Consider the following 25295-nt stretch of genomic DNA (forward strand, 5'->3'; position numbering starts at 1 on the left):
AGCGAGTTGAGTGAATAGGATTGCGGGGCTGGTATCGTGTATACCTGATCTGCAATCCTATTTTTTATGATATACACTCTAACCGCGATAATAGTAAAATAGGCGTATAAGAAGGTAGGGAGAGGAAATGAGTGGACTTAGAGGCTGTTGAGAAATGGCTGCGGCAACATCCCTTGTTACAAGGGATTCCGGATCCAGAAATCGAAATGGTTGCACGTACGATTGAAGTTCACACCTTCGAGCCGGAATCGTATTTATTTGTAGAGAATGACCCCTCATCGGATTGTTATATTCTTGTGCAAGGACGCGTGAGAGTAACCAGTCGGAATCTTGTTGGACAGACTCTAACACTAGCGGAGCTAGGAGCGGGTGAAATCGTTGGCGAGATGGGACTCATTCGGCGAGAGCCTCGCTCGGCTTCGATTGTAGCTATGGAGCAGGTAGTAGCATTTCGGCTTGATTATAGTTTGTTTGAACGATTAGCGGATCTAAGTCCATTGTTCTATCAAAGTATGCTAGTTAATGTACGATTGCGCTATATCCATAGTTTATTAAGGAAAGCGACGATTTGGTCGACGATTCCCGATTCGGAGTTAAGAGGGATTGCCGAGATCTCGCAATTAGAGACGGTCAAGCAAGGACACACGATCGTGCGTCAAGGTGAAGCGATAACCTCCCTATATATGATTAATAGCGGAAGTGTAGAAATACGCAGCAAAGGGAAACATGCGGTCCTTCGGGAAGGCGACTTTTTCGGGGAAACGGAATTGCTGACCGATTTGCCGGCATTTTATCAAGTAAAAGCGCTTGAAGATTGTGAGCTATTAACGCTGGACCAGTCGTTCTTTGAGTCGATATTAACTTATTATAAGCCTGTGAAGCATCAATTATTGACCATGTTAAGTATTCGGAATCCAGCATTATTGAAATCCGTTACCGCATCCTATAATCCAGAAGAATTCAAACAGGCGGAACAAGAAAAGCAAGATCAACTGCCGCAAGTAAAAGACAAGTGGATTGCATACTTACTGTGGTTAGGCTGTGGATTTGTTGGGTTATCGTTTCTAGCCTTTTTCGTTTCGAATCTTGGGATAAAAATCGCTGTTTTGCTCATGGGTGGCTTGTTTGGGCCTGTTACTTTCGTGGCTTATGTAAGAAATCAACAAATCCTCGGATATCGCGGTTATCGCTTAGCGATGATCTTTCTATTGACTGGGCTTGTGGCGATCCCGGCCGCTTTTGCTTTGGAAAAATTGTGGATGGTTGCTCCATCTGTTGCCCCGCCGTTTCTAGGCTCTTTCTATAACCCGATAATCGTAGCGATTGTGGAGGAAGGCTGTAAGCTACTCGTTTTTTTCATTCTTTTGCGTAGTAATCAGGTTCGATTTTTGATGGATGCTATTGTGTTCGGCGCCGCGGCAGGTATGGGGTTTGCGGCGATCGAGAGCATATTGTATGGCTGGACAAATCTACAAACGGATTCTTCATTATCGATGCTCGTTGTGTTGTGGGTACGTACGTTGTTATCTCCATTCGGACACGGTACGTGGACAGCGATTGCTGCGGTTGGACTGTGGATGGGTTTAGCGAAGCATACGGCATTACATATTCAACAACGTAATCGATGGGCAAGAATAGGGATGTTTCTCGGTTTTTTCGCTGTCTCTATAAGCCTTCATACGCTGTGGAATTATTCTTACTCATCAGGAAGTCTCAGACTGCTTGCAATGGGGGCTATTGGGGCTATCGGCATTGGTTTATTACTAGGGCTTATTCGACGTGGACGACAGCTTGAATTTGGCACATTACGTGCTTTAAATCCTGAAGACACGCGAGTTGGAGCCTCATCGAGTCACGCGGATTTGCTATGTACGGGATGTGGCACGTATTCACCGCCGAGTAGCCGATATTGTACGCGCTGTGGGCAAGCTTTGCGTATTCGAGCCGGGGGTAAGCCATAAAACGCGTGGGATATAAAATTGAACCGACACAAAGAAGGAAGTGTTAAACAATGAATTTAGAAACGGTCATGCAGGAGCTCGAAGCTCTCGGCAAGGAAAGACTCAAGAAAATGTATATCTCCAATGGCGCGCACGAGCCGCTTTTTGGCGTGGCAACGGGCGATATGAAGCCGATCGCCAAGAAAATTAAACTAAATCAACCGTTGGCCGAACAACTTTACTCCACGGGGAACTACGACACCATGTACTTTGCCGGCATCATTGCCGACCCTAAAGCAATGACGGAAGCGGATTTTGAGCGCTGGATGGATGCGGCTTATTTTTATATGCTGTCCGATTATGTCGTTGCAGTAACCTTGGCAGAAACAGAAATTGCGCAAGGAGTTGCCGATAAATGGATCGCAAGCGGCGAAGAACTGAGAATGTCGGCAGGCTGGAGTTGTTACTGCTGGCTATTGGGCAATCGACCGGACGGTGAATTTTCCGAAAGTAAGTTGGCTAATCTGCTTGAACTAGTTAAAAATACGATTCACGATTGTCCCGAACGAGCTAAATACGCGATGAATAATTTTATTTACACCGTGGGGGTATCCTATCTGCCGCTCCATGATAAGGCGGTCGAGACCGCAAAGGCATTAGGCCCGGTAGAAGTCAAACGGGACAAGACAAAAAGCAAGTTTCTGAACGCTGCAGAAAATATTCAAAAAGCAGTAGCTAAAAGCCAACTGGGTTTCAAACGCAAATATGTAAGGTGTTAAACAATAGGTTCTTCGCCAACAGAGATTCCTGTTGGTCTTATTCTTTATACCAACTTATGCTTATACCACTTGTCGCCCTTGAAGCGCAACCAGAAGATCACTCCGCGCACGCCCCACTCCGCGACCATGGCGACCCAGATGCCGATAATCCCCATGCCGAGGGTGATGCCCAGAATATAACCGAGGATAATCCGGAACAGCCACATGGAAAGCAACGAAGCGATCGACGTGAACTTCGAGTCGCCTGCCGCACGCAAGGCCGAAGGCAGAATAAAACTGAGCGCCCACAGGATAGGCTGCGCGACGGAGATCAGCAGCACAAGCTTAAAGATCGAAGGTACGATCTCGTCGGGTGAAGCGTACAAGTCTACCAGCAACGGGAATAGAGGCAGAATGATACCGGCGAGCAAGAGAAAGAGAATGACGGACAACCAAAGGAACGAGCGAATAAACTTCCTCGCATCCTGAATATCCCGGCTTCCGATGCACTGGCCGACGACCGTCACGATCGCGACGCTCAGCGTGCTGCCTCCGATTTGAAGGAGCATCGAGATGGAGTTGCTGATTGCGTTGGCGGTCAAGGCCAACGTGCCGAGCTGCACGATAAAGGTTTGCGTTAACAGTTTTCCCCCGTTGAAGAACATCTGCTCGGCAGCGAACGGGAGTCCGATGAACATCATCTTTTTCAGAATGCCCGCATCGAGCTTCAGCAGCCTCTTCAGGGTGAAGTGCAGCGTATGGTTATACTTGAGCAAATAGACGATCGAAGCGACCGCGCCGATTGCTCGGGCTACGATTAGAGAAATCGCGAGCCCGATGATTCCCATATCGAAGCCTTTGATGAAGACGAAATTCAGAACGAGATAGGAAAGATTCATAATGAGAGAGAGAACCAGGCTCGCTTTCGTCTCGGAGACGCCTCTCAATACTCCGGCGACGGCCTGCTGCACGGCTAGAAACGGAAACGAAATGCAACTGCCTATAAGGAATAGGGTCGCCATTTCAAATACGTCGTTATCTACGTTGCCGAACAACAGGTCCAACGTTTGATTATGAAAGAGAATGACGATGACGCTAATCAACAGCGCGAAGGAGGTCACGGCCGTAATCGCCTGCGCTGCGGCGCGGCAGACCATTCTGCGATTCCCGCTGCCCTTGTACTGAGCGACGATAACGGTTCCTCCGGTCGCTACGGCGATAAATATGCTGACGATGAAAATATTGAGCGTGTCCACCGTGCTAACGGCGCTGATCGCGGCGACGCCCGAGGAACTGATCATCGCGGTATTCAGAATACTCATCAGGACGATAAACGCGGTATCGACGAATATGGGCAAGGTGATCCCGAATATTTGCTTGTAGTCCATCGAGTTTCCCGTGAAGTACTTGTTCAGCAGAAAATCCGTTCTTTTCCTCAGTGCTCCGTTTGTCGGATTCAATCGATCATCACTGCTTTTTTTGTATGACATGAAGGAATACCTGTATTCTACTCCTATCCCCGTAGTCTGTAAAAGTCGACCCGTTCAGTTCCTCGACGGTTTCTAAAAGTTGTTAATAATATAGGGGTACATCTTTAGTTTGTTAAGTAGTAATGTATGCGCTTACCTTCTATAATTTATACATTGAAGACATAAATTGTCTTTTAATCTACCGACAAAAAAATGAAAGGGGAGAGATTTATAAAGGTAATATTCCAGTAGTATGTAGGTAAGTAGCGACAAATAAAAATATTTTAGGAGGTAAATTATGTTTAAATTTAATAAGAAAATTTTGACGGTATTTATTGCGGCTTCAATGAGCTTTAGCTTGTTTGCAGCAACCTCAAATGCAGCGACAGACTACTGGCAAAATTGGACCGATGGTGGCGGGACAGTAAATGCTACGAATGGATCTGGTGGCAATTACAGTGTTAACTGGTCGAATACCGGTAATTTTGTAGTCGGTAAAGGCTGGAATACCGGATCGCCATCTAGGACAATAAACTACAATGCCGGCGTCTGGGCGCCATCCGGCAATGGGTACTTGACTCTCTATGGGTGGACGAGAAACTCACTCATCGAATATTACGTCGTTGATAGCTGGGGCACTTATAGACCTACTGGAACGTTTAAAGGCACCGTGTCCAGTGATGGTGGCACATACGACATCTATACGGCTCAGCGTGTCAACGCTCCTTCCATTGACGGGACAAAAACTTTCACCCAGTTCTGGAGTGTCCGCCAGTCGAAGAGAGCGACCGGCAGCAACGTCGCTATCACTTTTAGCAACCACGTTAACGCATGGAAGAGTAAAGGAATGAATCTGGGAAGCAGTTGGTCTTACCAGGTGCTAGCGACAGAGGGATATCAAAGCAGCGGTAGCTCTAACGTAACGGTGTGGTAGAAGGTCATCTGCAAGCAGGGCAATTGACGGGCGCCTGACCGTTTCCGGAGTCATGAGAAAGTATTGATATTGTTAAGGCCGGCCGGTCTCGCAGACGGCGGCCTTAACTATCAAAAAACGCTACAACCTACATGCTACTTGAATATTATCTTTTAGAAGATTGAAGGGGCGCGGCTGGGAACGGAGGGAACCTCTATGAATTGGAGACAGGCAGAAGGTCGTTCCCCTCTAGTTTTGATCCGTTAGTCCGGACGCGTTGAGGGCCGTTTCCCGTAAGAGGAACGGCCTTCGACGTTGCCGGAGGCAAATTGTAAGCCGGCGCGGCCTATAATTTTTCCTATCAGTTTAAAGGAGACATATCAATGAGAAAGCTGTTATTTTTCATTTTAATAGCAATAATGGTTGTTATCAGCGCTTGTTCGCAAGAAAAGTCTGATATAAAGCCTGATAAAATGCCTGATAACTTTGTACAAGTCAAAGGCGGGACTTTTATGAACGCAAAGTCCAACTACTATGGGAAAAATGTAACATTATCGAACTTTTATATCGGCAAATATGAAGTAACTCAAAAAGAGTGGATTGAGGTAATGGGGAGTAATCCTTCAGAATTCAAAGGCGACGATTTGCCGGTAGAAATGGTAAGCTGGTACGACGTTGTGGAGTACTGTAATCAACGGAGCATAAAAGAGGGATTAACGCCGTATTACAATATCGACAAGAATAATAAAGACCCGAAAAACAAGAGTGAAAACGATAATATAAAATGGACAGTAACGTTCAATGCGGGAGCTAAAGGCTACCGATTGCCGACAGAAGCGGAGTGGCAATATGCTGCAGGCGGAGGTCAGAGGAGCAAGAGTTACACCTACAGCGGAAGCAATAATGCAGATGAAGTAGCATGGTATTGGAAAAACGCCGGAGATAAATACTTATCAGGAGAATGGAACTGGCCTATGGTAGAAAACAACCATAATAAAACAAAATCTATCGGCGTCAAGAAACCCAACGAGTTAGGACTTTACGATATGTCAGGTAATGTAAGGGAATGGTGCTGGAACGGGTACGGAGACTTGGAAAGCAATAGCAGTTCCACCCGGGTAGTGAAGGGCGGCGGTTGGATGGGCGACGTCGGCGAGTTATCTTATCTGAGCAATTTCGAAGCGAACGGGGTGGGACCTGATCAAGGTTTTCGTGTGTGTCGTGACGAGTAAATAACGCCGTCTCCGTCACCTGGGTGAGCGGCGCTGGCTTTCGCGGAACAGGAAGTAATTCGTATTTTGAAATTATTATCCTAGCGATTTCTCATAGCATCCACGTAATCTTTGGCAGCTTTCAAAGAAAGACCGGTGGCGTCCTTTAATTGTTTGATGGCCTCTACTTTCTTGCCGCTTGCCAGCAGAAGCTGTAGCCGCTGCTCCAACTCCGGGGCAAGTTCCAAGGGATATTGGGGATTCGCGTAAACGGGAGCCTCGGCTGCTTGTTTGGATAAGGAATAAGCTTCCGGTCTGCCCTCCAGACGTGCGACATCGTATCTCAATTCATTGATGCTGGCTTGCATGCGTATTAGCTTAACAATAAGCAAGATGGATACCAATAATGAAATAAGTGCCACAATCTCTGCTCTTTCCATACAGCAACCCCCTCTTTTTATGTGGACTATTGATATCTTTCAATATCTTTATACTCCGATGGAGAATAACCCGTATACTTCTTAAACACATGAGAAAAGTATTTATAATCTTTGTAGCCGACCTGATTTGCAACCGAATAGGTTTTGGCTCCGGCATCCTTAAGTAAATCTTTGGCTTTCTCCACCCTGAACTGGTTGAGCCAGCCTGTAAAATTGATTCCCACTTCCTCCTTAAAAATACGGCTTAAATAATTAGGTGTGACATAAACGATGCTAGCTATATCACTAAGACTTAAATCCTTTTGGTAATTTTCCTCTATATATTTTAAGGCAAGACTAATGATGCTTTTAAACTTTAAAGTTTTATTATCCTGAAGGTGAGCAATGATGATATCAAAAATAGAGATTACCCATTGTTGCAGATCGTCAAGAATCTCAAATTTCCCAGCTTCGGTATAAGGGTTAAAATCAGCGCTCAAGCTGCTCTGGATGTTGATGCCCATCTCTTCGATACTGCTGATCGAGATCACGATCAACCTGCTGCATATGTTTCTGATGCTTTCGGCAGCCATATGGCTCGAGCGAAATTTGGAGAAAATCATGTTTATCGTCTCATATAAACCATCTGTATTTAACGTCTTAAGGTTGTGTAGAATGGCTTTTTCTTCTTCGGATGGGTATAGGGTGGACATGGACAATTGAGAATCTTTAACTTCACTATAATGGATAATGCTGCTTTTTCCTTTATATATTTTGTGTCTTAAGGCGGCGTAGGCTTCAGAGTATGAGTTGTTGATATCCATGATTCTGTTGTTCATTTCACCAATGCCGATGGAAACGGATAAGCGCAAATACTTATTAATCCAGTACTGAATATCGGCGAATATGCTGTTCATGAACGTTTCTGTAACGTTCTTGGCATTAATAAGACCTATTAAATGCTCGGAGTCGCTGTAGCAGACCAGTCCCGATGCTTTCGAAAGCAATATTTCTTCCGCAATATTCATCACGGAAAAATGAAGTAAATTTTTATTGGCCATGTACCTATCTTCAATCGTATTAATAGAATCATCAATATCTATAGCAAAGACGATGTACTCAGAATCCGTTAGGTTTAGATTCAATATTTTGGCCCTTTCTAATATGGAAGGGGCGTCGGGAAATCCTCCCTTTAATATCTTAATAATAAAATTAGATTTGATATGAGGGGAATTTTCGTTAATTGCTAAATCATACGAAAGGCGAATGTTCTTTTGGGTTTCCTTTTCGATGACTTCATCCTTAAGTACTGTAATGAGGGAAATCAATTCCTCCGCGCCAACGGGTTTTAGTAAATATTCAGTAACTCCAAGGCTGAGCGCTTCCCTTGCATATTCAAAATCTTCATAACCGCTAAGAATGACGATCTTAGTACCGGGTAGTTGATTTTTCAATTGACCTGACAAAGCAAGACCGTCCATAATCGGCATTCTAATGTCGGTTATGACGATGTGGGGTTTCAACTGCATAGCCTTCTCTATTGCATCCGCGCCATTCGATGCTTCGCCGACGATTTCAATTCCGACCTTGTCCCATTCGATCGATGTGCGAATTCCTTTTCTGATGATGGGTTCATCGTCAACCAGCATGAGCTTGATCATGTGCTAACCCCCTATAATAAACGGTTGCGTTACGGTTACTATGGTGCCGTTCCCCAGTGATGTCGTAAATTTAATTCCATAATGGCTGCCGAAATAAATATGAATTCTGTCGTTCACGTTTTTAATTCCAAATCCCCGGTTTCCTTCTTCTACCTTTGAAAGCAACGAATTCAATTCCGATTCATCCGCGCCTGCGCCATTATCCGCAATCATGTAGATTAGATCTTCGTTTTCCTTATAGATTTTGATCTCAATCGTTCCCTTGGTTCCTTTCTTTTCAATTCCATGTTTAATGGCGTTTTCAACAAGCGGTTGGAGAACAAGCTTGACGACTTTACATTGGAGCACTTCTTCCGAAACGCTGATGCTGAAATGAATCAGATCCTCAAAACGTTTCTCTTGAATGGTGATATAGTATTTTAGATGATCGATTTCATTTTCTACGGTCGTAAATTCGTTTCCGCTATTTAAGCTCAGCCTGAACAGCTTCGAAAGGGCTTGAACAAGTTTGGAGCTTTCATGAGCCTTTTCCATTCTGCTCATCCAATAAATCGTATCCAGCGTATTGTATAGAAAATGGGGATTGATTTGTGCCTGAAGCGCTTTTAGCTCTGCCTCTTTTTGTTTGATTTGAACGGTATACACTTCATTTATGAGCTCGCCTAATTTCTTGGACATCTGGTTAAAACTTGTGCCGATAAGCGCGATTTCATCATTGCCCTTTACCTTGATATTAATATTAAAGTTTTCGTGTTCCAGTAACTTCATTGCTTTTCTTATTTGATTTAAAGGACTTAGAACTTTGTAGGAAAACAGAATGATCATAAAAAAACATAAGGCGAAGCCAACCGCGACAGCATAAAGCGTGAAATTTCTAATCGTTTTAGAATCTTTGGATAACTCGTCCATAGGAACCAGGTTTACTAATTTCCAGCCTGGACGGGACAAATTATAATAGGTTTCAATATAGTTGCGGCCGTCCAAAGAGGCGTTGAAATAGCCGCTTTCTCCCGAATACAGCCGCGGATCATCGTGCTTGTGGTCTAGCTTCGTTCCTAGCTTATCCTTATTCAAAGAAGAAATAATATTTTTATGCTCGTCGATGATGAAGAAATCGCTATTCGAACTCAACAACTTGTCTTTATATATTTTAGAAATTTCGTCCTCGAGGATATTGATTTTGACAATCGCTAGATTGGAGGAAAGATCATCGATATCTTTAAAGACCTTTACGAAAGATATGACTTTTATTCGGGTATTGTCGTAACTTGTCACCTCGTCCGCGATCAATAGTCCTTCGCCACGCAGTTCGAACAATTGCTGCTGCAGCGATCCATTGATAAGGTTGGTGTTGCTTGCAGAGTCGAACACCAGGCCGTTCAGCCCTTTTACATAGATAGATTCAATGTTGGATTTGAATACTACGAAATTGTTTACGGCGTTCTGAGCGGCTAATAAATAATTCGGAGATTGAAGGATCTCGCTTTTTGATCGCCTGAGATTTTTAATAAACTCTTTATTTTGCAACAAAAAGGTAGAAGAGTTAATCATTTCGTTAAAAACAAAGTTAATATTTTCAGCAATTTGCTGGTTTGTTTTAAAATTAGATAAGCTAACTTTATCTTCAATAACGGCAGTTGATTTGATATAAGAGAAAGCGCTTACAACAATGAGGGGGATGATCGTGATGAGCAGGGAAAAGATCATAAACTTATACTGTAGGCTGAAAAAAACTTTTTTAATGATGCCGTTCACCCCAATTATCGCCAATTAGAAAGTAATAATAGACGATAATATCGAATAACTCAACCCTCTATGCGACCATTCTGGCCACTGAAGGTAATTCGGATAATTTACGGATATTATTATAGATTTGTCGCCTGTTATTAACGATGATCAGAGCTTAAGATCAGAGTGTAAAGAAATAAGCAGGCCTGCGAATTAAACAAATTCAATACTCATTAGGAGGAAGTCATGAACAGAAACTATTCTAAATTTGTGAGTCTACTTATCGTATTAACATTAGCCGTATCGTTCTTAGCAGGTTGCGGAGGTTCGAATAATAATGCAACTAAACCAGAACCTAGCAAAGCCGCTGCTGATCCGTCGCCGGCCTCGAAGTCTTCGAACGAGAAAGTAAAAGTCACTTTTATGAATCTATGGGCGAAGGATAATACGGAAAACATAGCAACGTCCGTAAGAGCGGCGCTTGCTAAGTTTCAAGAAGAAAACCCCGATATCATCGTTGAAGAAGAATCCATCGGAGATCAGAATGCCTATTATACGAAGCTGAAAACGTTAGCTGCTTCTAATGATCTCCCGGACATCTTTATTAGTAAAGGCTCGGAGCTGGCTATGTTCGCTAAGAATCAGACGGTTGCATCATTGGATGAAATTCTTGCCGATGACGTGGCATGGAAAGAAGGGTTTCTACCTACGTCTTTCAATGATTTAAGCACGGCGGGACATATCTATGGCGTTCCCTTCTCCATGCTTGCGACCTCTGTCATTTATTACAACAAGAAGATATTTGCCGATGCTGGCGTAGAAACCTTCCCAACGACTTGGGCTGAGTTTGAAAGCGCCATCGAGAAAATTAAAGCATTAGGCATTACTCCAATCGCCCTAGGGAATAAGGAACAGTGGGTTGCTAATTCCTGTGTTCTAAGCGCGTTGGGAGACAGATTTACCGGTTCCGACTGGTTTACAAGCATTAATAACAAAGCTGGCGCAAAATTCACGGACCCTGAATTCGTGAATGGCTTGGCGGCACTACAAGGATTAGCTAAAATGGGCGCCTTTAATAAAGATATGAACAGTATCAACAACGACCAACAGAAGACGGTTTATTTCAATGGAAAGGCTGCGATGTTCCTCGAAGGAAGTTGGGCAATCGGAGCCGTAATGGCCGCACCACCAGAAATCGCTGAGAATACCGAAGTCGCTGTGTTCCCGTCCGTTGATGGAGGGAAGGGCGCGGCGAAAGCAACCTCGGGCGGCGCAGGATCCGGCTACGCGGTGGGCGTGAAGGGTTATGCAACTAAGAAAGAGGCTATCGCTAAAGTGTTGAAGGCAATTAGCGGAGCGGAATTTGCCAAAGATCTTGCCGAGAAGGGCGAGCCTGTTGCCTATAAGGTTGCTGATTATGACAAGAGCAATGTGAAGTCGCTGGCTGTCAAATATGCTGACTTATCAGCGGAATTGCAGTTTACGCCGATTTACGATTCTTACTTGAGTCCTGCTCTAATTAGCCAGATGAATGCAGGGCTGCAGGATCTGCTTATTAATTCGGTATCCCCTGAAGAACTCGCTAAGAGGATTCAAACGGAATATGAGAAAGGAAACTAGGGGAATTAGAGTTCATTAGATAAGCATTAGAGACAGGAAACGTTCAACGCGATTTGGGAATCCAAGGATTCCCAAATCGTGTTTAAGGAGAAAAATACAATGAATCATGGGAATTCACTAAGAATAAAAAAGTCCACTTTGTTATGGCTGTTGGTTCCCAGCATCGCTATCTATACTTTTGTCATGATTATCCCTCTTATCCTTTCCTTCTATTATAGTCTTACGGATTGGACCGGCGGACCTACTAAGGCGTTCATAGGATTTGATAATTATCGCTTTCTTATGAAAGACAGCCTTTTTTGGGAATCGTTCCATAACAATTTGATTATCTTGTTATTTACGATCGTTTTTCAAATGAGCTTGGCATTTATATTGACGTCGCTCTTTATGTCGAAAGCGATGAGGCTAAAGGAGTTCCATAGGACGGTTATTTTTTTTCCGGTCGTCTTGTCGGCAGTAGTCGTAGGCTTCATTTGGCAAATGATGTACAGCCAAGATTATGGGATCGTGAATACGGTTTTAAAGAGCGTCGGGTTGGATAGTTATATCATGCCTTGGCTGGACGATCCCAAAGTCGTTATTTATGCCGTAACCTTACCGTTAATTTGGCAATTTTTAGGAATCCCTATGATCATTTTTATGTCCGCAGTTCAGGGGATTTCCAAAGATATTTACGAAACCTGCGAGCTTGACGGATGTACCGGCATTAAGAAAGCTATCTATATTACCTTCCCGCTCATATACGACACGATAAAAGTGGTTATCATGTTGAGCATCTCATCTAATATGTTAGTGTTCAGCCATATTTACGTATTAACGGGCGGCGGTCCGGGGACAAGCTCTATGGTGCTGGCCCAGTACGCATACAAAACTTCTTTTACAAGCATGCAGCTCGGCTATGGCAGCGCAGTGACGATAGGAATGTTTATATTAAGCTTTGGGCTCGTTCTAGTCTTTAAGTGGTTGGCGGAGGTGAAGAAGTAGTGCCCGTACGAATGTTTAGGAGAGCGGGAGGATTTGTATTTAATACAATCATGGCCGTCTTTTCATTATCCTGCATATTCCCGATTGTTTGGATCGCCTATTCGTCGCTTAAAACCAAGGACGATTTTATGCTCAATTCTATTTCATTGCCTACCCACCTGCAATTTAACAATTATTACAAGGCATTCGTGGAAGGTGAAATGTACAAATATTTCATCAGCAGTACGCTTAACACCTTAGTTACGGTCGTTTGCGTTGTTTTCTTATCCTTCTGCGTCGCTTATGTTTTGTCGCGATTTAGATTCAGAGGCAGGAATTTGATCTATACCTTTTTCATCGCAGGTATGCTCATTCCGGTCTATGGCCTAATCGTCCCGTTGTTTCTTCAATTTAAAATATTCGGACTGTACGATAAGTTTTACACTCTGATTCTCCCTTATATCGCGATAAGGCTGTCGCTGCCTATCTTTTTGTTGGAAAGCTTTATTAAGACAGTGCCGGTAGAACTCGACGAGGCTGCGTATATGGACGGTGCTTCAACCTCCTATACAATGACCAAAATCGTGCTGCCGATATGCAAACCGATTATTTCCACGGTCATTATTTTAACCTTCCTGGACACTTGGAATGAGTTTCCTTTCTCGCTCGTGCTTGTAACCAAAAGTTTTTTAAAGACGCTTCCAGTAGGGCTGACCAACTTCTATGGCCAGTACACGTCGGATTATACAACCTTAATGGCGGCTATGGTCCTATCTATATTACCCGTCATGCTTGTGTATTTTATCTTTAATAAAAATATCATTCAGGGCATGACTGCAGGAGCCGTCAAAGGTTGATGCAGTTAATGGCTTCACATCTAGTGGGGAGAGACGAATATGAAAGTAACAAGACATCCTAATAATCCCATTGTAGTTCCCGGAGTTCATGATTGGAGAAAAGTGGCTACCTTTAATCCTGGGGTTGTATTCAATGGCGAGAAATATTTTATGTACGAGAGGGCGGCAGGATCTCTCAAGCCGTTCCAGACCAGCATTGGATTGTTGGAAAGCGATGACGGAATCGATTTTCGCCTAGTAGGGGACAAACCTATTTTTACAGCGGATATGCTCGGATTTCCCGGAGGCAGCGTCGAGGATGCCAGGGTCGTAATCATAGATGGAATTTATTATATGTGTTATGCGCTGCAGCCCTATCGATTCGACTGTTGGCCAACCGGAATAGCGGTTCCGGACTATTATCCGAATCATTATCCGGAGTGGGCTCTTAACCATGTCGAGCCGATGATCACTCGTTCAGGAATCGCCATCTCCGAGGACGGAGTAAGCTTTAAGCATCTATGCTATACAACCCCCAAAGAAATAGACGACAGGGATAACGCCTTATTTCCGGAGAAAATAAACGGGAAATTCGCAATATTGAGAAGGCCTATGCAGTATGTCGGGGAGGAATACGGCACAGATGTGCCGGGCATATGGATATCCTATTCGGAAGATTTACTGGAGTGGTCCAAGCCTGAGCTAGTCGCTGTAGCAGAGAACCTCGAATGGGAAGGAAGCAAAATCGGCGCGGCGGCTACACCATTAAGAACGGATAAAGGATGGTTGGTGCTTTATCATGGAGTGGATGCCCAATCCATCTATCGTGTAGGCGCCTTGTTGCTTGATCTTGACGATCCTCAGAAGGTGACCGCAAGATCCAAACTTCATATTATGGAACCGGAACAGTATTACGAAAGATTCGGTCTTGTTATACCCAACGTCGTTTTTCCAACGGCAAATCTTATTCAAGAAGACACGCTGTATATGTATTATGGCTGCTGCGATACAAGTATTGGACTGGCGACGGTAGATGTAAATGAATTGCTGGATTATATCTTTTCTAATAGTTAAATGAATAACGGTGGATGCCTCCTTAAGTGAGGCATCCACCGTTGACATTTTAGTTGTATTAGTATGATAATACAAAAGAGAGCTGAGGCGGGTGAAGATGGCGTGTTGAATTTCTATGAATTGAAATTAAATCATAAGGATCCTGTTTATGTGCAAGCAGCCTTATACGTGAAGCGGCAAATCTTATTGCGCAGGGCAGTTTCCGGCGATAAGCTGCCGTCCAGGCGGGAGATCGCCGCCCAGTTGAGCATTAATCCGAACACGGTCCAGAAGGCGTTTAAGCTCATGGAAGATGAAGGTTATGTGCGTACTAGCAGCACGCTAGGAAGCGTGATTTATGTCGATGAGAACATTTTACGCCAGATAGAAGATGAACTGACCAGGGAACTCGTCAAATCATTCATTGATTCGGCTAAAGAAGTCAATTTGTCGTTCAAGACGGTCGTCGAGCTCATCAGCAAACATTGGGAATAAATTTTTTTAGATTGGTTGTACTACACACATAATACAATCGAGGTGCTATTGTGAAATGAAAGGCTTATACCGTTTGATCAATATCGAGTTTGCCAAGTGGCTCGTATTCACCGCGATTCTGTGCATCGCGGCCATCATAATGCCGCTGATCGTTCTGCCTAATAAGTTGAAAAATTATAATGAGCATACCGTGAATGCCCGATTCGAGGATTTGTATATATCATCAGGCAACGTGATGTGGTTTGTGATATTTCTTGCCTTGATCTTCGCCTTTCTCTTGAAGACGGTATACGCGGATTATTGGGGCAGCAAGAGCATCTATAATTATTTGACGCTTCCGGTGAAGCGAGAAGCGTTGTATTTCAGCAAGTTGTTCGTGTTCGCGACTTGCCTGCTTATGCTTCTGGCATCTCAATTGATCAGTATCCGTCTGGGTTATGCGCTCTATGCGGATAAGGTAGGAAGTTACGGCGACGGGCAGTTCGTCATGCATAACGGATTTTTCCTGGCGATGATTCGGTCAGAATTTTTCCGTCTGTTATTGCCGTTAAGCTTCAGCCGGATGTTATCTACGTTCGGGATATTTTTGGTCGCCGCGACAGGTTTCTATTACGGGGCTTTGTGCGAGCGGAGCAGGAAGTATTACGGATTTGCGCCTATCGTCGCAGCCATCTGGATTACGATCAACGTGATCGGTTATCGCATGAGTGAAGAGATCCATTATAGCGAGCTTAAGGGCTTATACGTTAGCAGCGTTTCTCTATTAGTCCTTAGCGGCTTTTTCGTCTGGCACAGTCTTCGCATAATAAAAAGAGGCGCGGTTGCTTAGCTTTAGGCCTTGGGAGGAGAAAGTCGAAATGGAAAAGTTAAAGAAGCATGTTGCCATCCCCGCTATGGCCTTGGCAATCGCAATTCTAATCGTAATGGCCATTTATACGTATAGGTTAAAAGATAACGGTGAATTCGAGATAAAGGATTTGGTCGGCAGCCGGGAAGCCATACAAGACGTTACGATCAGCGGACAACTGCGGGACGGGGTTCACCGGACGTTGTTCCGGGTGGAAAAGGGACAGATCAGCGCAAATACGGAAATTTTCAGGCAGCCGAAATGGACCGACATGTACCGCTTTGGAGGATCCAAGAGGACGGGAGACGGGATGGAGTATAGTATCGAGAACAGTATTCCCTCTTATACGATTACAGCCCGAAAAATCAAAGATTATTACTCCGTTCCGCTCGGCTCGACCGAGGTCAATCCGTCGATCGCTTATCGAAATCCTGACAGACAGGACAATTCCGTTACTTATGCGAACCGCACGGAGTACGGATTGGCGAAGGTCGGAGACAAAGTTTATTATACGGTCCCGGTATCCTCTTATTTCACGGGATCAAGCGGAATCTACGAGCTTAAGTTCCATGAGTGGGGTTTCAATTCAATCGATTATGGGGATGCCTTTGCCCCTCGTAAAATCGTCGATATCAACCTGGAGGCGAAGGAGCCGGACGGACAATCGGGAATTGAAATTCTCGGTCTGGAAGCCGTAGGCCATCGATTGGCGTTGTTGTCGGTTGAAAATAACAAGCTCTTCATCAGAAGCTACGATAACGAAAGCGGACAACTGTTAGGGGAAACGTCTATTCCGAGGTTTTACTTACCAGCGAGACAGGGCGATGATCGACCTGAGGACATAGCGGGTTATTATGAAGAATACGAAGCCTATCCGGATGCTGACCACAATAGGCTGACACTAAGCTTTGTTCGCAGCTCTTCGGAGCGGGATCGATTACATAGGACGATCCTGACGATGGACTTCACCGACGGAGTAAAAGTCGTGGATACGACGAATGCGGGCTTCGAAGACGGAAAAGAAGATACTTTCAGCGGAATTACGTACATGTGTTACCGGAATGGCAAGCTGTTCGTCATCAAGTCCTACCGGGAAGCGTTAACTGAACAAACCCGCATAGCGTATGATATCGCTTCCCCTAAGCACTTGTACATTTACGCGTATAACCATTCGGAACTGATCTATAAGGGCGAGTTGGTCACTGAACTGGACGAAGACAACATACAGGCGTATAACTTGCCGGCCTCGCTAGGCGGATTCAGCTACGACCAGATGGAATATAGGTATTTTACGCATGTGGTAGTCGAATAGGCCCGGGAGACGGAGGGGACTTTAATGATAGAGTTGAAATATGTGGATAAGCGATATCCGACGAGCAACGCCTTGCTCTATATTAACGGTTTGACGATCGCCAAGGGTGAAATCGTAGGCATTCTTGGGGAGAACGGAAGCGGGAAGACGACGTTGCTTAAGTCTATTATGGGCATCGGCGAGCTGCAGAACGGCGAAATTACAATTGAAGGCAAGCCTAACATAGAACAATACGAGCGAATGGCCTTTATTACGGAAGAAGGCAGCTTTCTGCCGGATATGACACCTCAGAACTACGCTCGATTTCTGGCAGAATTTTTTCCCCGATTTGACCAGGACTATTACAATAGTTTGCTGCGATTATACGAGCTTCCTCTTGATCGAAAGATCAAAACTTTCTCCAAAGGGCAGAAGATGAAGCTGGAGATTAGCGCAGGCTTATCCAAGAAGGCCGAATATCTCTTGATGGATGAGCCGTTCGTTGGAAAAGATATTTTCGCGCGGCGCGACTCCCTCAAGTTAATGATGTCCGGTTTGAAGGGTGATGAGACGCTGCTGATCACGACGCACTTGATCGATGAGATCGAGAACGTAATCGATCGTGCCATTATCCTTCATAAAGGGCTCATCAGAGCGGACGTGCACATTGACGAAATGAGAGAAGAGGGCAAAAGTTTAGCGGACGTCATGGAGGAAGCTAGAAGGACGAGGCCTTATGGCGGGGGTAACCATTGAACTTAAATTGACACAGATGATACAAGTGTAATATATTCGATTTATTCATAGACAGACTAGAAAGGGGCGGGACTTTCTCTGATGTCTGGCTACCTGTACGCGAGAATTAAAGATGACATTAAGCAGCGAATCATGGAAGGGGAATGGCTAGGGGATATGCGTCTGCCCTCTAGCCGCGACTTCGCGAAAGCCTATAAATCCAGCGTCAATACGGTAGAGAAAGCGATCAGGGAACTGTGCACCGACGGGTTATTGAAGCGCGATAACAGAAGGGGGACGTTCATAGATTATGGCATCGTCTCCCCACGCCATGATCGTCGCACCGGACTCGTTGCCGCCTCTGTAATCGGAATCGAGAACCCGCTATGGGCGACTGCTTTGCAGGGAATAGAGGACGTGCTGCGTCTGCACGGTTACCATCTGCTGAGCTTCAGCGACGATCGGAGCTTGGATAAGCTAGAGTCGTTCGTGATAAGCGCAGTCGCCAAAAGGGCCGACGGCATCATCCTCAGTCCGATTTTCGACCGGAAACAGGAAGAGCGGAGCCGCTTAATATACGAAGGGTTGACGGAGAGCGGCATGGGGGTCGTATTCCTCGACCGTCACCAGTACGATATCGATATTCCGTTCGTTACGAGCGACAATATCGCAGGCGCTTATAAGCTGACCAAGCTGCTATTGGATCAGGGGCATCGGCGAATCGTGTTTCTGCGCAATGCGGACTTAAGCACGTTCCATGAGCGTTTGCTCGGGATGAAACAAGCTTATCTGGACGAGGGGATCGTGTTCGATCCGAACTTGGACGTATTTCTCCCTACCGAATTCGAGGATTTCGAGGATGAGTTCGAGTCATTCTCGGATCAAGCGGGGGCCAAAATCAAAGAAACAGGCTGCACAGCCGTCTTCACCGCGAACGACCAAATCGCGGAAGCGGTTATCGCGGCGCTCGGCAAACTGGACCTCCGTGTGCCGGAAGACGTCTCCCTCGTCACCTACGACGCGCTCAATTTGAATCGAAGGCTGAAACTCGACGTGACTGGCGCGAATCAGCCTTTTTACGATATGGGAACAACGGCGGCAAAGCTGCTCATGAATTTGCTGGAAGGCAAGGATCATCTCTCCGTGCCGGGCAATATTTGCAAAGCGGAAATCCATTACGGAAGTTCCGTCGGACCTAGTAACGAAGCTAACATAGGGTGGGACTGAGAATGCATTTCCTGCGATTATTCCGAGAGAAGAAGTATTGGCTGAGAATTTTCCTGTGGATCGCCTGCGTCATCTTGTTGATCGTATGCTCTTTCTCCGCGCTGATCTACTATAGCGTCGAACGTAAAGTGTTCAAAGGCGAATACGAGAATAGCCAGAAGATTTTGTCGCAGATGAAATACAATATCGATTACTTGGATTCGACGATCCGCAATCTGACTCTATCGACGTATAGCAATAACGAAATCAAGGCGCTTATGTATTTGACGGAGGACGAAACCTACGATCACCTGAACACGATCAACAAGCTGAACGCCACGATTATCGCGAATAATCCGTTCTTGCACTCGATTTATATTTATAACAATCATAAGAATGTCTACTATTCCACTTTCGGGGACTTGTTCCATAACGATGCCGAGCTGGATCAGACGCTGCGCCCCTTTGAAACAATTCCCACTTTAAAAGCAATCGTGCGCAAGCTGAAAGTATCCGATGGACCCGATCCGAAATTCATTACCGTCTTGAGCTACATCATGTACGAGAACGTGGATGACCGGAACCGGATGGATGGAGCCGTCATTCTCAATATCAAGCTGGATTGGCTCGTCAACAGTATCCGCGCCCTTAACGGGAACAATTCCAAGGGAAACAGCTTCTTGTATATGCTGGACAGCGGCAATCAATTGATCGAGACCGATCCGTCGAGCCCAGTCGCTTCGAATCCGTTCGCCGTCAACATTCGGGAGGCTTACGCGCAATCGGAGGCGGGCAAATCCGAGAGCGCCGCTTCGGGTTTCCTCACGAAAAACGTGCAAGGCGAGAAGTACATCCTCTCGTACATTCACTTGGAAAATATGGGCTGGACGATACTTGAAGCGAGACCTTACAAAGAAGCTTACGCTAACCTGATGCAGTTGCTGGATACGATTCTGCTCATCACGGCCGCCGTGTTCATCGGAGCGCTGATTCTGACGCTATCCGTCACCCGAGGCATTTACTCGCCGGTTCGCAGGCTGATGGAACAGACGTCGATGGGTGGCACCGCGCAAGATAGGACGCTTCGTTCCGATGCGCGGGACGAATTCGCGTATTTGACGGAAGTCTACCGCAAGTCCAAAGAGCAGTTGTACGAATATCATCTGGAGAAGAACAACAATACGAACGTCATGAAGCTGTATTTCTTGAAAAAATTGCTCGTCGATAGTTTCGGCATGAGCGTAGCCGAAGCCGACGACGTGTTGAAGCAGCTCGGTGCTTCGCTTTCCAGGAAGAAGCCATTCCTAGTCTGCGTGCTGCGGATCGACGATTACAAGCTATTCATGCAAAGAAGCTTGGCCCAGCGCGAGCTTCTCAGGTTCGCGATCGCAAACGTTACGTCCGAGGTACTGTCGAAGGCGTTCGTCGCGCAAACCGTCGATATGAAAGACGATTCGTTTACGATTTTGCTCAACGCGGATGAACGTAAGGAGGCAGCGGAGCAGGTGGCGCTATTGCTCGCGGAAGCCCAAGGGTACATCCATCGCCATTACGGCGTCTCGTTTTCCGCCGCGGTAAGCGAGCCTGTTGCCGAATATACGGCGATCGCCGCAGCGTACAGCCATTCTTTCGCGAACAGCGCGTACCGTTACGTGTTCGGGCGTATGTCCGTGTTCACGCAGGCGTTTATCGATGAACGTACGGGTGATGCGGACATCGAGCAAGCGCTGGAAACGGAGAGCCGGTTCGTCGAAACGTTCAAGAAGGGAGATCCGGCGAAGACGGAGGAGAAGTTCCGCGAGCTTTTCCGCCAAATCCGCAAGCTCGAGTACAGCGATATTATGATCGTCGGCATGCAGGTCGTGCACCATTTGAAGAAAGCGATCTACGAGATGAACCGAAACCGCAAGGAGCCGATCAACATTCCGAAGCAACTGCTGAATCGCGAGCTTTACGAGGAAGAGACGATCGAAGGGTTCGAACGTAACTTGCTGGAAGCAATCGGCACGATCGGCATTGAAGGGAACGAAAGCGCGCACGAAGGCAATCGGGTGGCGGCCGACACGATCAAGGAAATCATCGATACCAACTATTTTGATTCCACGCTCTCGGCGACCGGCATTTCCGATATGATGCGTCTATCTTCCTACAAGCTGAGCAAGATCTCCAAGGAGCATTTAGGGATGTCTATCCCGGAATACATCAACCAGGTGCGGTTAGCTAAAGCGGTAGAATGGATGGAAAGTTCCAAGCTTAGCATCCAAGACATTATGCGCAGGGTCGGCATCGAGAACGAAAGCTATTTTTACAAGCTGTTCAAGGCCAATTTCGGAATGACGCCAAGAGAATATATGGCCAAGAAATGAGCGCAATAGATCGCTTTTTCCACCGTTTTAGCACCGCCGACCCGTGTCGGCGGTGCTTTTTTTAATAAAGTACAGTCGATTTTCCGCGCATTTGCGTTTCGTACAGTACATTTTTGACGTTCCAAAAATGAACAGTATTCAGACTGTCAGCAAATTTCGTATGCTCGGATCACAAACAAAACGGCGAACGTTAACGCCGAAAGAAGGAGACAGCGCGGTGAGAATATTAACGAAGCTACGCAACGAGGGCAGACACTTCTGGAGAGGCAAAAGCTTATTTTTCCTCAGCCTGCCTGCCATGGCCATCGTATTCGTGTTTTACTATCTACCGATGTTCGGTATCGTAATCGCCTTTAAGGACATCAATTATGCCAAAGGAATTTGGGGCAGCGATTGGGCCGGATTAACAAACTTCAAGTTTTTCTTTCAATCGCAAGACGCGATGCGCATTACGAGGAACACGCTTCTGTTGAACGGGGTCTTCATCGCGGTCGGCATCTTCTGCGCCGTAGTAATCGGATTGCTGATGGCGGAGCTCGGGAGAAAATGGGTGCGGATTTTTCAGACGGTACTGTTTTTCCCTTACTTCTTGTCATGGGTCGTCGTAGGGTTCGTTACTTATATTTTGTTGAATCCGACATACGGCGTAATCGACAAGACGATGGAATGGATGAACATTACCCCGGTGGATTGGTACAGTAAGCCCGGTTACTGGCCGTTCATCCTAACGCTCACTTATTTGTGGAAGAACGTCGGCTATACTGCGATTATCTTCTTTACCGGCTTGATCGCGATCGATTCAACCTATTACGAGGCTGCCTCGATCGACGGAGCTTCCCGATTCCAACAAATTCGGAAAATCTCGATTCCGCTCATCGTTCCACTCATTACATTGCTAGTCATTTTGAACATTGGACGGATCTTTTATTCGGACTTCGGCTTGTTCTATTTCATCCCTAGGGATGCAGGAATGCTTTATTCGACGACGGACGTCGTGGATACGTACGTATTCCGTTCGCTACGGGTTACGGGCGATCTCGGCATGGCTTCCGCAGCCAGCCTGTACCAAGCGGTGGTCGGATTGGTGCTTGTGTTCTCGACCAACCTGATCGTTCGCAAATTCAACAAAGAGAACGCGCTGTTCTGACGGAGGCGAGAAGCGATGCGCAAATTAAACGTAGAGAAAGCCGGCAACCAGCCATGGATCATCGTATTATTCATTTTCCTATCACTCTTGATCATTTTCCCTCTGCTGTATGTCGTATCGGTGTCGCTAACGAACGACGGGGACATCGCGCGGTACGGGTATCAGCTTATTCCGAAGCACGCTTCCTTCCAAGCGTATGAATACATCTTTCAGACGCCGAAGGCGTTGCTGCAATCCTATCTGATCACGATCGTCGTAACGGTGGCGGGAACGATGCTTGCCCTGCTACTGACGTCTTCCCTTGCATACGTCATGACACGCAAGGATTATCGCTACAGCAAGCTAACGACCTTTTTCGTCTTCTTCACCTTATTGTTCAATGCGGGCCTCGTTCCCTCGTACATCATTGCGACGAACGTGCTGCATATTCAGGATACGATCTGGGCTCTTATTCTTCCTTATAGCGTCAGCGCTTGGTTTACGATGCTAATGAAAGGCTTCATGGACGGGCTGCCGTTCGAGATCATCGAAGCAGCGAAGATAGACGGCTCGTCGGAGTTCGGGATTTACGCACGGATCGTGCTCCCGCTGTCAAAGCCGGCGTTGGCTACCGTTGGATTGTTCTATGCGCTCGCTTATTGGAACGATTGGTGGTTGGCGATGCTATACATCCAGCGTGAAGAGCTGATTCCGCTTCAATACTATTTGCAGCGAATCATGACTAACATCGAGTTTCTGACCAAAAGCATGCAAGCGGGCATGAACGTTGACATGAGCACCATACCGACCGAGTCCTCGCGTATGGCAATCGCGATTCTGGCGGCAGGCCCAATGATGTTCGCCTTCCCTTTCTTCCAGAAATATTTGATCAAAGGGTTGACGGTCGGTTCTATCAAAGGCTGATGGCAACAAAATTATACTAGATTATCGATCCGGTTTCGGATGATAATAAATAGAACACAGGAGGGTTATCTATGAAAAGAAAAGGGTTGAAGTTTGGTACGGTATCGCTTGCACTTATGCTATCCGTCGGCTTATTGCTTAGTGCCTGCGGAAGCGGGAACAACAACAAGTCTGAGCCGTCGCAAGCGGCAAGCAGCTCATCCGCAAGCTCGGAAGCGCCTAGCTCCGAAGCAAGTCCTGCCTCGGATCTTGCGCCTTACGAGATCACGTGGTATTTGCCGCAAAGCGTATTCCCTGATGCGAAGCTCGTTCAAGACGCCATGAGCAAGATCACCAAAGCGAAAATCAACGCTACCCTGGACATTAAACTGGTCGACTGGGGTACTTACGATCAGAAGATGCAAGCGATCGCCGCTTCCGGCGAGAAAGCGGACTTGATCTTCACGTCCAACTGGACGAACGACTATCTGACGAACGTGAACAAGGGAGCTTTTCTCGATATTACCGACTTGTTGCAGCAGTACGGTCCCGACATCCTGAAACAAGTACCGGAGGCTGCATGGGATGCGGCGAAAGTGAAAGGGAAGCTGTACGCTATCATTAATACGCAAGTTCTAGCCAGAACGCCGGGCGTTCTGATTAACAAGGACTATCTGGATAAATACGGTTACACGGCGGATCAATTCAAGACGCTTGCCGACCTGACTCCGTTCCTGGAGAAAGTCAAAGCTGGCGATTCGGACAAATATCCGTTCAGCCTTAAAGGCGATGTAGACATTATGAATAACTACGGGTCCGCGATCGGTCTCGAATCCTTCTCCTCGAAAAACCCTGGCGTCGTACGTATCAACGATGACGCGACCCAAGTCGTTAACCTGTACGAAACGCAGGAGTTCTCCGATCTTCTGAAACAAATGCGCGAATGGTATCAGAAGGGCATTATCCGTAAAGACGCAGCAACGCTGAAAGACACAACTTCCGATGAGCTTGCGGGCAAATACGTCACTTCCACGTTTACGGTTATCAATCCGGATTCGGCTGCCAACTCAGCCGCTAAATGGGGCGGAGGCGACGCGTCGAAAGTGGCCGCGGTCGAATTTTCCAAGCCGTACATGAGCACGGGCTCCATCATCGCGACGATGACGGCGATCTCGCGCACGTCCAAAGATCCGGCCAGGGCGATGATGTTCTACAACCTGATGTATTCCGATCCGGAGCTGTTCAACTTGATGAGCTACGGGATCGAAGGCACTCATTACACGAAAGTCGGCGACGACTTGATCAAGAAGACCGACAATGCGGGCTATTGGATCGATTCCGGCTGGGAATACGGCAACATGTTCAACTCCTACCGCACGAGCGAGACGCAGCCGAAATGGTATCCGGCAGGTCCGGACAAAAACGCCGCGTCGATTCCTTCCAAGCTGCTCGGATTCTCGTTCGATCCGACCAACGTGAAGAGCGAGCTGGCGCAAACGGCATCCGTCGTCGACGAATTTTATGCCGGTCTCATTACCGGTATCGCGGATCCGGATGCGACTCTGCCTAAGATGAATGCCAAGCTGAAGAAAGCCGGCCTGGATAAGATCATGTCCGAGATGCAGTCGCAGATCGACGCCTGGAAAGCTACCAAATAAACGGGATTAAGCACAATATAAACGGGATTAAGCACAATGGCCGCTGGCCTTCTCACAAGGAGAAAGTCAGCGGCCATTGCGATGACAAGGAGAGGAA

The 25295-nt window shown here is 46.3% G+C and carries 21 protein-coding genes; 17 read left to right on the top strand and 4 right to left on the bottom strand.

All coding sequences use genetic code 11. The features are described from left to right. Window positions 1-131 precede the first annotated feature (131 nt). Together L3D05_RS25000 and L3D05_RS25005 are read left to right on the top strand one after the other, a co-directional pair. Window positions 132-1961 carry a cyclic nucleotide-binding domain-containing protein gene (locus L3D05_RS25000; RefSeq protein ID WP_239619104.1) on the top strand — a complete coding sequence of 610 codons (1830 nt, stop codon included), beginning with the start codon at window positions 132-134 and terminating at the stop codon, window positions 1959-1961. A gap of 50 nt (window positions 1962-2011) precedes the next feature. Beyond that, entirely contained in the window at window positions 2012-2719 is a 708-nt protein-coding gene (locus L3D05_RS25005) for a DNA alkylation repair protein (RefSeq protein ID WP_239619105.1), read from the top strand. Window positions 2720-2763: 44 nt separating this feature from the next. On the opposite strand, the gene L3D05_RS25010 is transcribed toward L3D05_RS25005, so the two are convergent. Then, window positions 2764-4188 carry an MATE family efflux transporter gene (locus tag L3D05_RS25010; protein ID WP_239619106.1) on the bottom strand — a complete coding sequence of 475 codons (1425 nt, stop codon included), beginning with the start codon at window positions 4186-4188 and terminating at the stop codon, window positions 2764-2766. Window positions 4189-4465: 277 nt separating this feature from the next. Between L3D05_RS25010 and xynA the strand changes: the two genes are divergently transcribed. Together xynA and L3D05_RS25020 are read left to right on the top strand one after the other, a co-directional pair. Then, window positions 4466-5101, top strand: a complete 636-nt coding sequence (gene xynA / locus L3D05_RS25015) for an endo-1,4-beta-xylanase XynA (RefSeq protein WP_239619107.1) — start codon at window positions 4466-4468, stop codon at window positions 5099-5101. Between the two features lie 362 nt (window positions 5102-5463). Then, complete coding sequence (locus L3D05_RS25020) at window positions 5464-6312, top strand: formylglycine-generating enzyme family protein (RefSeq protein WP_239619108.1); 849 nt, start codon at window positions 5464-5466, stop codon at window positions 6310-6312. An 80-nt stretch (window positions 6313-6392) separates the two neighbouring features. Here the strand turns inward: L3D05_RS25020 and L3D05_RS25025 are convergent, their stop codons facing one another. Genes L3D05_RS25025 through L3D05_RS25035 form a run of 3 tightly spaced genes read right to left on the bottom strand, consistent with a single transcriptional unit; the run spans window position 6393 to window position 10126 of the window. Beyond that, window positions 6393-6731 carry a ribosomal protein L7/L12 gene (locus tag L3D05_RS25025; RefSeq protein ID WP_239619109.1) on the bottom strand — a complete coding sequence of 113 codons (339 nt, stop codon included), beginning with the start codon at window positions 6729-6731 and terminating at the stop codon, window positions 6393-6395. Window positions 6732-6757: 26 nt separating this feature from the next. Beyond that, on the bottom strand, window positions 6758-8371 hold the full coding sequence (locus L3D05_RS25030) for a response regulator (protein WP_239619110.1): 1614 nt from the start codon (window positions 8369-8371) through the stop codon (window positions 6758-6760). A 3-nt stretch (window positions 8372-8374) separates the two neighbouring features. After that, window positions 8375-10126 (bottom strand): sensor histidine kinase, encoded by a 1752-nt coding sequence (locus tag L3D05_RS25035; RefSeq protein ID WP_239619111.1) that lies wholly within the window; start codon window positions 10124-10126, stop codon window positions 8375-8377. 219 nt (window positions 10127-10345) lie between these two features. On the opposite strand from L3D05_RS25035, the gene L3D05_RS25040 reads away from it, so the two are divergent. The 13 genes from L3D05_RS25040 to L3D05_RS25100 all read left to right on the top strand — a co-directional run bounded on the left by L3D05_RS25040 (window position 10346) and on the right by L3D05_RS25100 (window position 25198). Beyond that, a complete protein-coding gene (locus tag L3D05_RS25040) occupies window positions 10346-11719 on the top strand; it encodes an extracellular solute-binding protein (protein WP_239619112.1) in 1374 nt (457 codons plus the stop codon). A gap of 99 nt (window positions 11720-11818) precedes the next feature. Continuing rightward, the gene (locus L3D05_RS25045; protein WP_239619113.1) at window positions 11819-12703 is read left to right on the top strand and encodes a carbohydrate ABC transporter permease; all 885 of its coding nucleotides are present in this window, start codon (window positions 11819-11821) and stop codon (window positions 12701-12703) included. Continuing rightward, the gene (locus tag L3D05_RS25050) at window positions 12703-13539 is read left to right on the top strand and encodes a carbohydrate ABC transporter permease (RefSeq protein WP_239619114.1); all 837 of its coding nucleotides are present in this window, start codon (window positions 12703-12705) and stop codon (window positions 13537-13539) included. The genes L3D05_RS25045 and L3D05_RS25050 overlap by 1 nt, the downstream gene beginning before the upstream one ends. 39 nt (window positions 13540-13578) lie before the next feature. After that, window positions 13579-14592 carry a glycoside hydrolase family 130 protein gene (locus tag L3D05_RS25055; RefSeq protein WP_239619115.1) on the top strand — a complete coding sequence of 338 codons (1014 nt, stop codon included), beginning with the start codon at window positions 13579-13581 and terminating at the stop codon, window positions 14590-14592. A 150-nt stretch (window positions 14593-14742) separates the two neighbouring features. Further along, a complete protein-coding gene (locus L3D05_RS25060) occupies window positions 14743-15066 on the top strand; it encodes a GntR family transcriptional regulator (RefSeq protein ID WP_239619116.1) in 324 nt (107 codons plus the stop codon). A 55-nt stretch (window positions 15067-15121) separates the two neighbouring features. Beyond that, window positions 15122-15895: an ABC transporter permease gene (locus L3D05_RS25065; protein ID WP_239619117.1), complete on the top strand. Its 774-nt coding sequence runs from the start codon at window positions 15122-15124 to the stop codon at window positions 15893-15895. Between the two features lie 28 nt (window positions 15896-15923). Then, a complete protein-coding gene (locus tag L3D05_RS25070; protein WP_239619118.1) occupies window positions 15924-17225 on the top strand; it encodes a hypothetical protein in 1302 nt (433 codons plus the stop codon). A 24-nt stretch (window positions 17226-17249) separates the two neighbouring features. After that, a complete protein-coding gene (locus L3D05_RS25075) occupies window positions 17250-17960 on the top strand; it encodes an ATP-binding cassette domain-containing protein (RefSeq protein WP_239619119.1) in 711 nt (236 codons plus the stop codon). 81 nt (window positions 17961-18041) lie between these two features. Next, a complete protein-coding gene (locus L3D05_RS25080) occupies window positions 18042-19166 on the top strand; it encodes a GntR family transcriptional regulator (protein WP_239619120.1) in 1125 nt (374 codons plus the stop codon). 2 nt (window positions 19167-19168) lie between these two features. Further along, window positions 19169-21511 carry a helix-turn-helix domain-containing protein gene (locus L3D05_RS25085; RefSeq protein ID WP_239619121.1) on the top strand — a complete coding sequence of 781 codons (2343 nt, stop codon included), beginning with the start codon at window positions 19169-19171 and terminating at the stop codon, window positions 21509-21511. A gap of 217 nt (window positions 21512-21728) precedes the next feature. Next, window positions 21729-22658, top strand: coding sequence for an ABC transporter permease (locus tag L3D05_RS25090; protein WP_239619122.1), 930 nt, complete (start codon window positions 21729-21731; stop codon window positions 22656-22658). Between the two features lie 15 nt (window positions 22659-22673). Beyond that, window positions 22674-23561, top strand: a complete 888-nt coding sequence (locus tag L3D05_RS25095; RefSeq protein WP_239619123.1) for a carbohydrate ABC transporter permease — start codon at window positions 22674-22676, stop codon at window positions 23559-23561. 71 nt (window positions 23562-23632) lie between these two features. Next, entirely contained in the window at window positions 23633-25198 is a 1566-nt protein-coding gene (locus tag L3D05_RS25100; RefSeq protein WP_239619124.1) for a DUF3502 domain-containing protein, read from the top strand. Window positions 25199-25295 lie beyond the last annotated feature (97 nt).

Source organism: Cohnella mopanensis, from assembly GCF_022352055.1.
Lineage (GTDB): Bacteria > Bacillota > Bacilli > Paenibacillales > Paenibacillaceae > Cohnella > Cohnella mopanensis.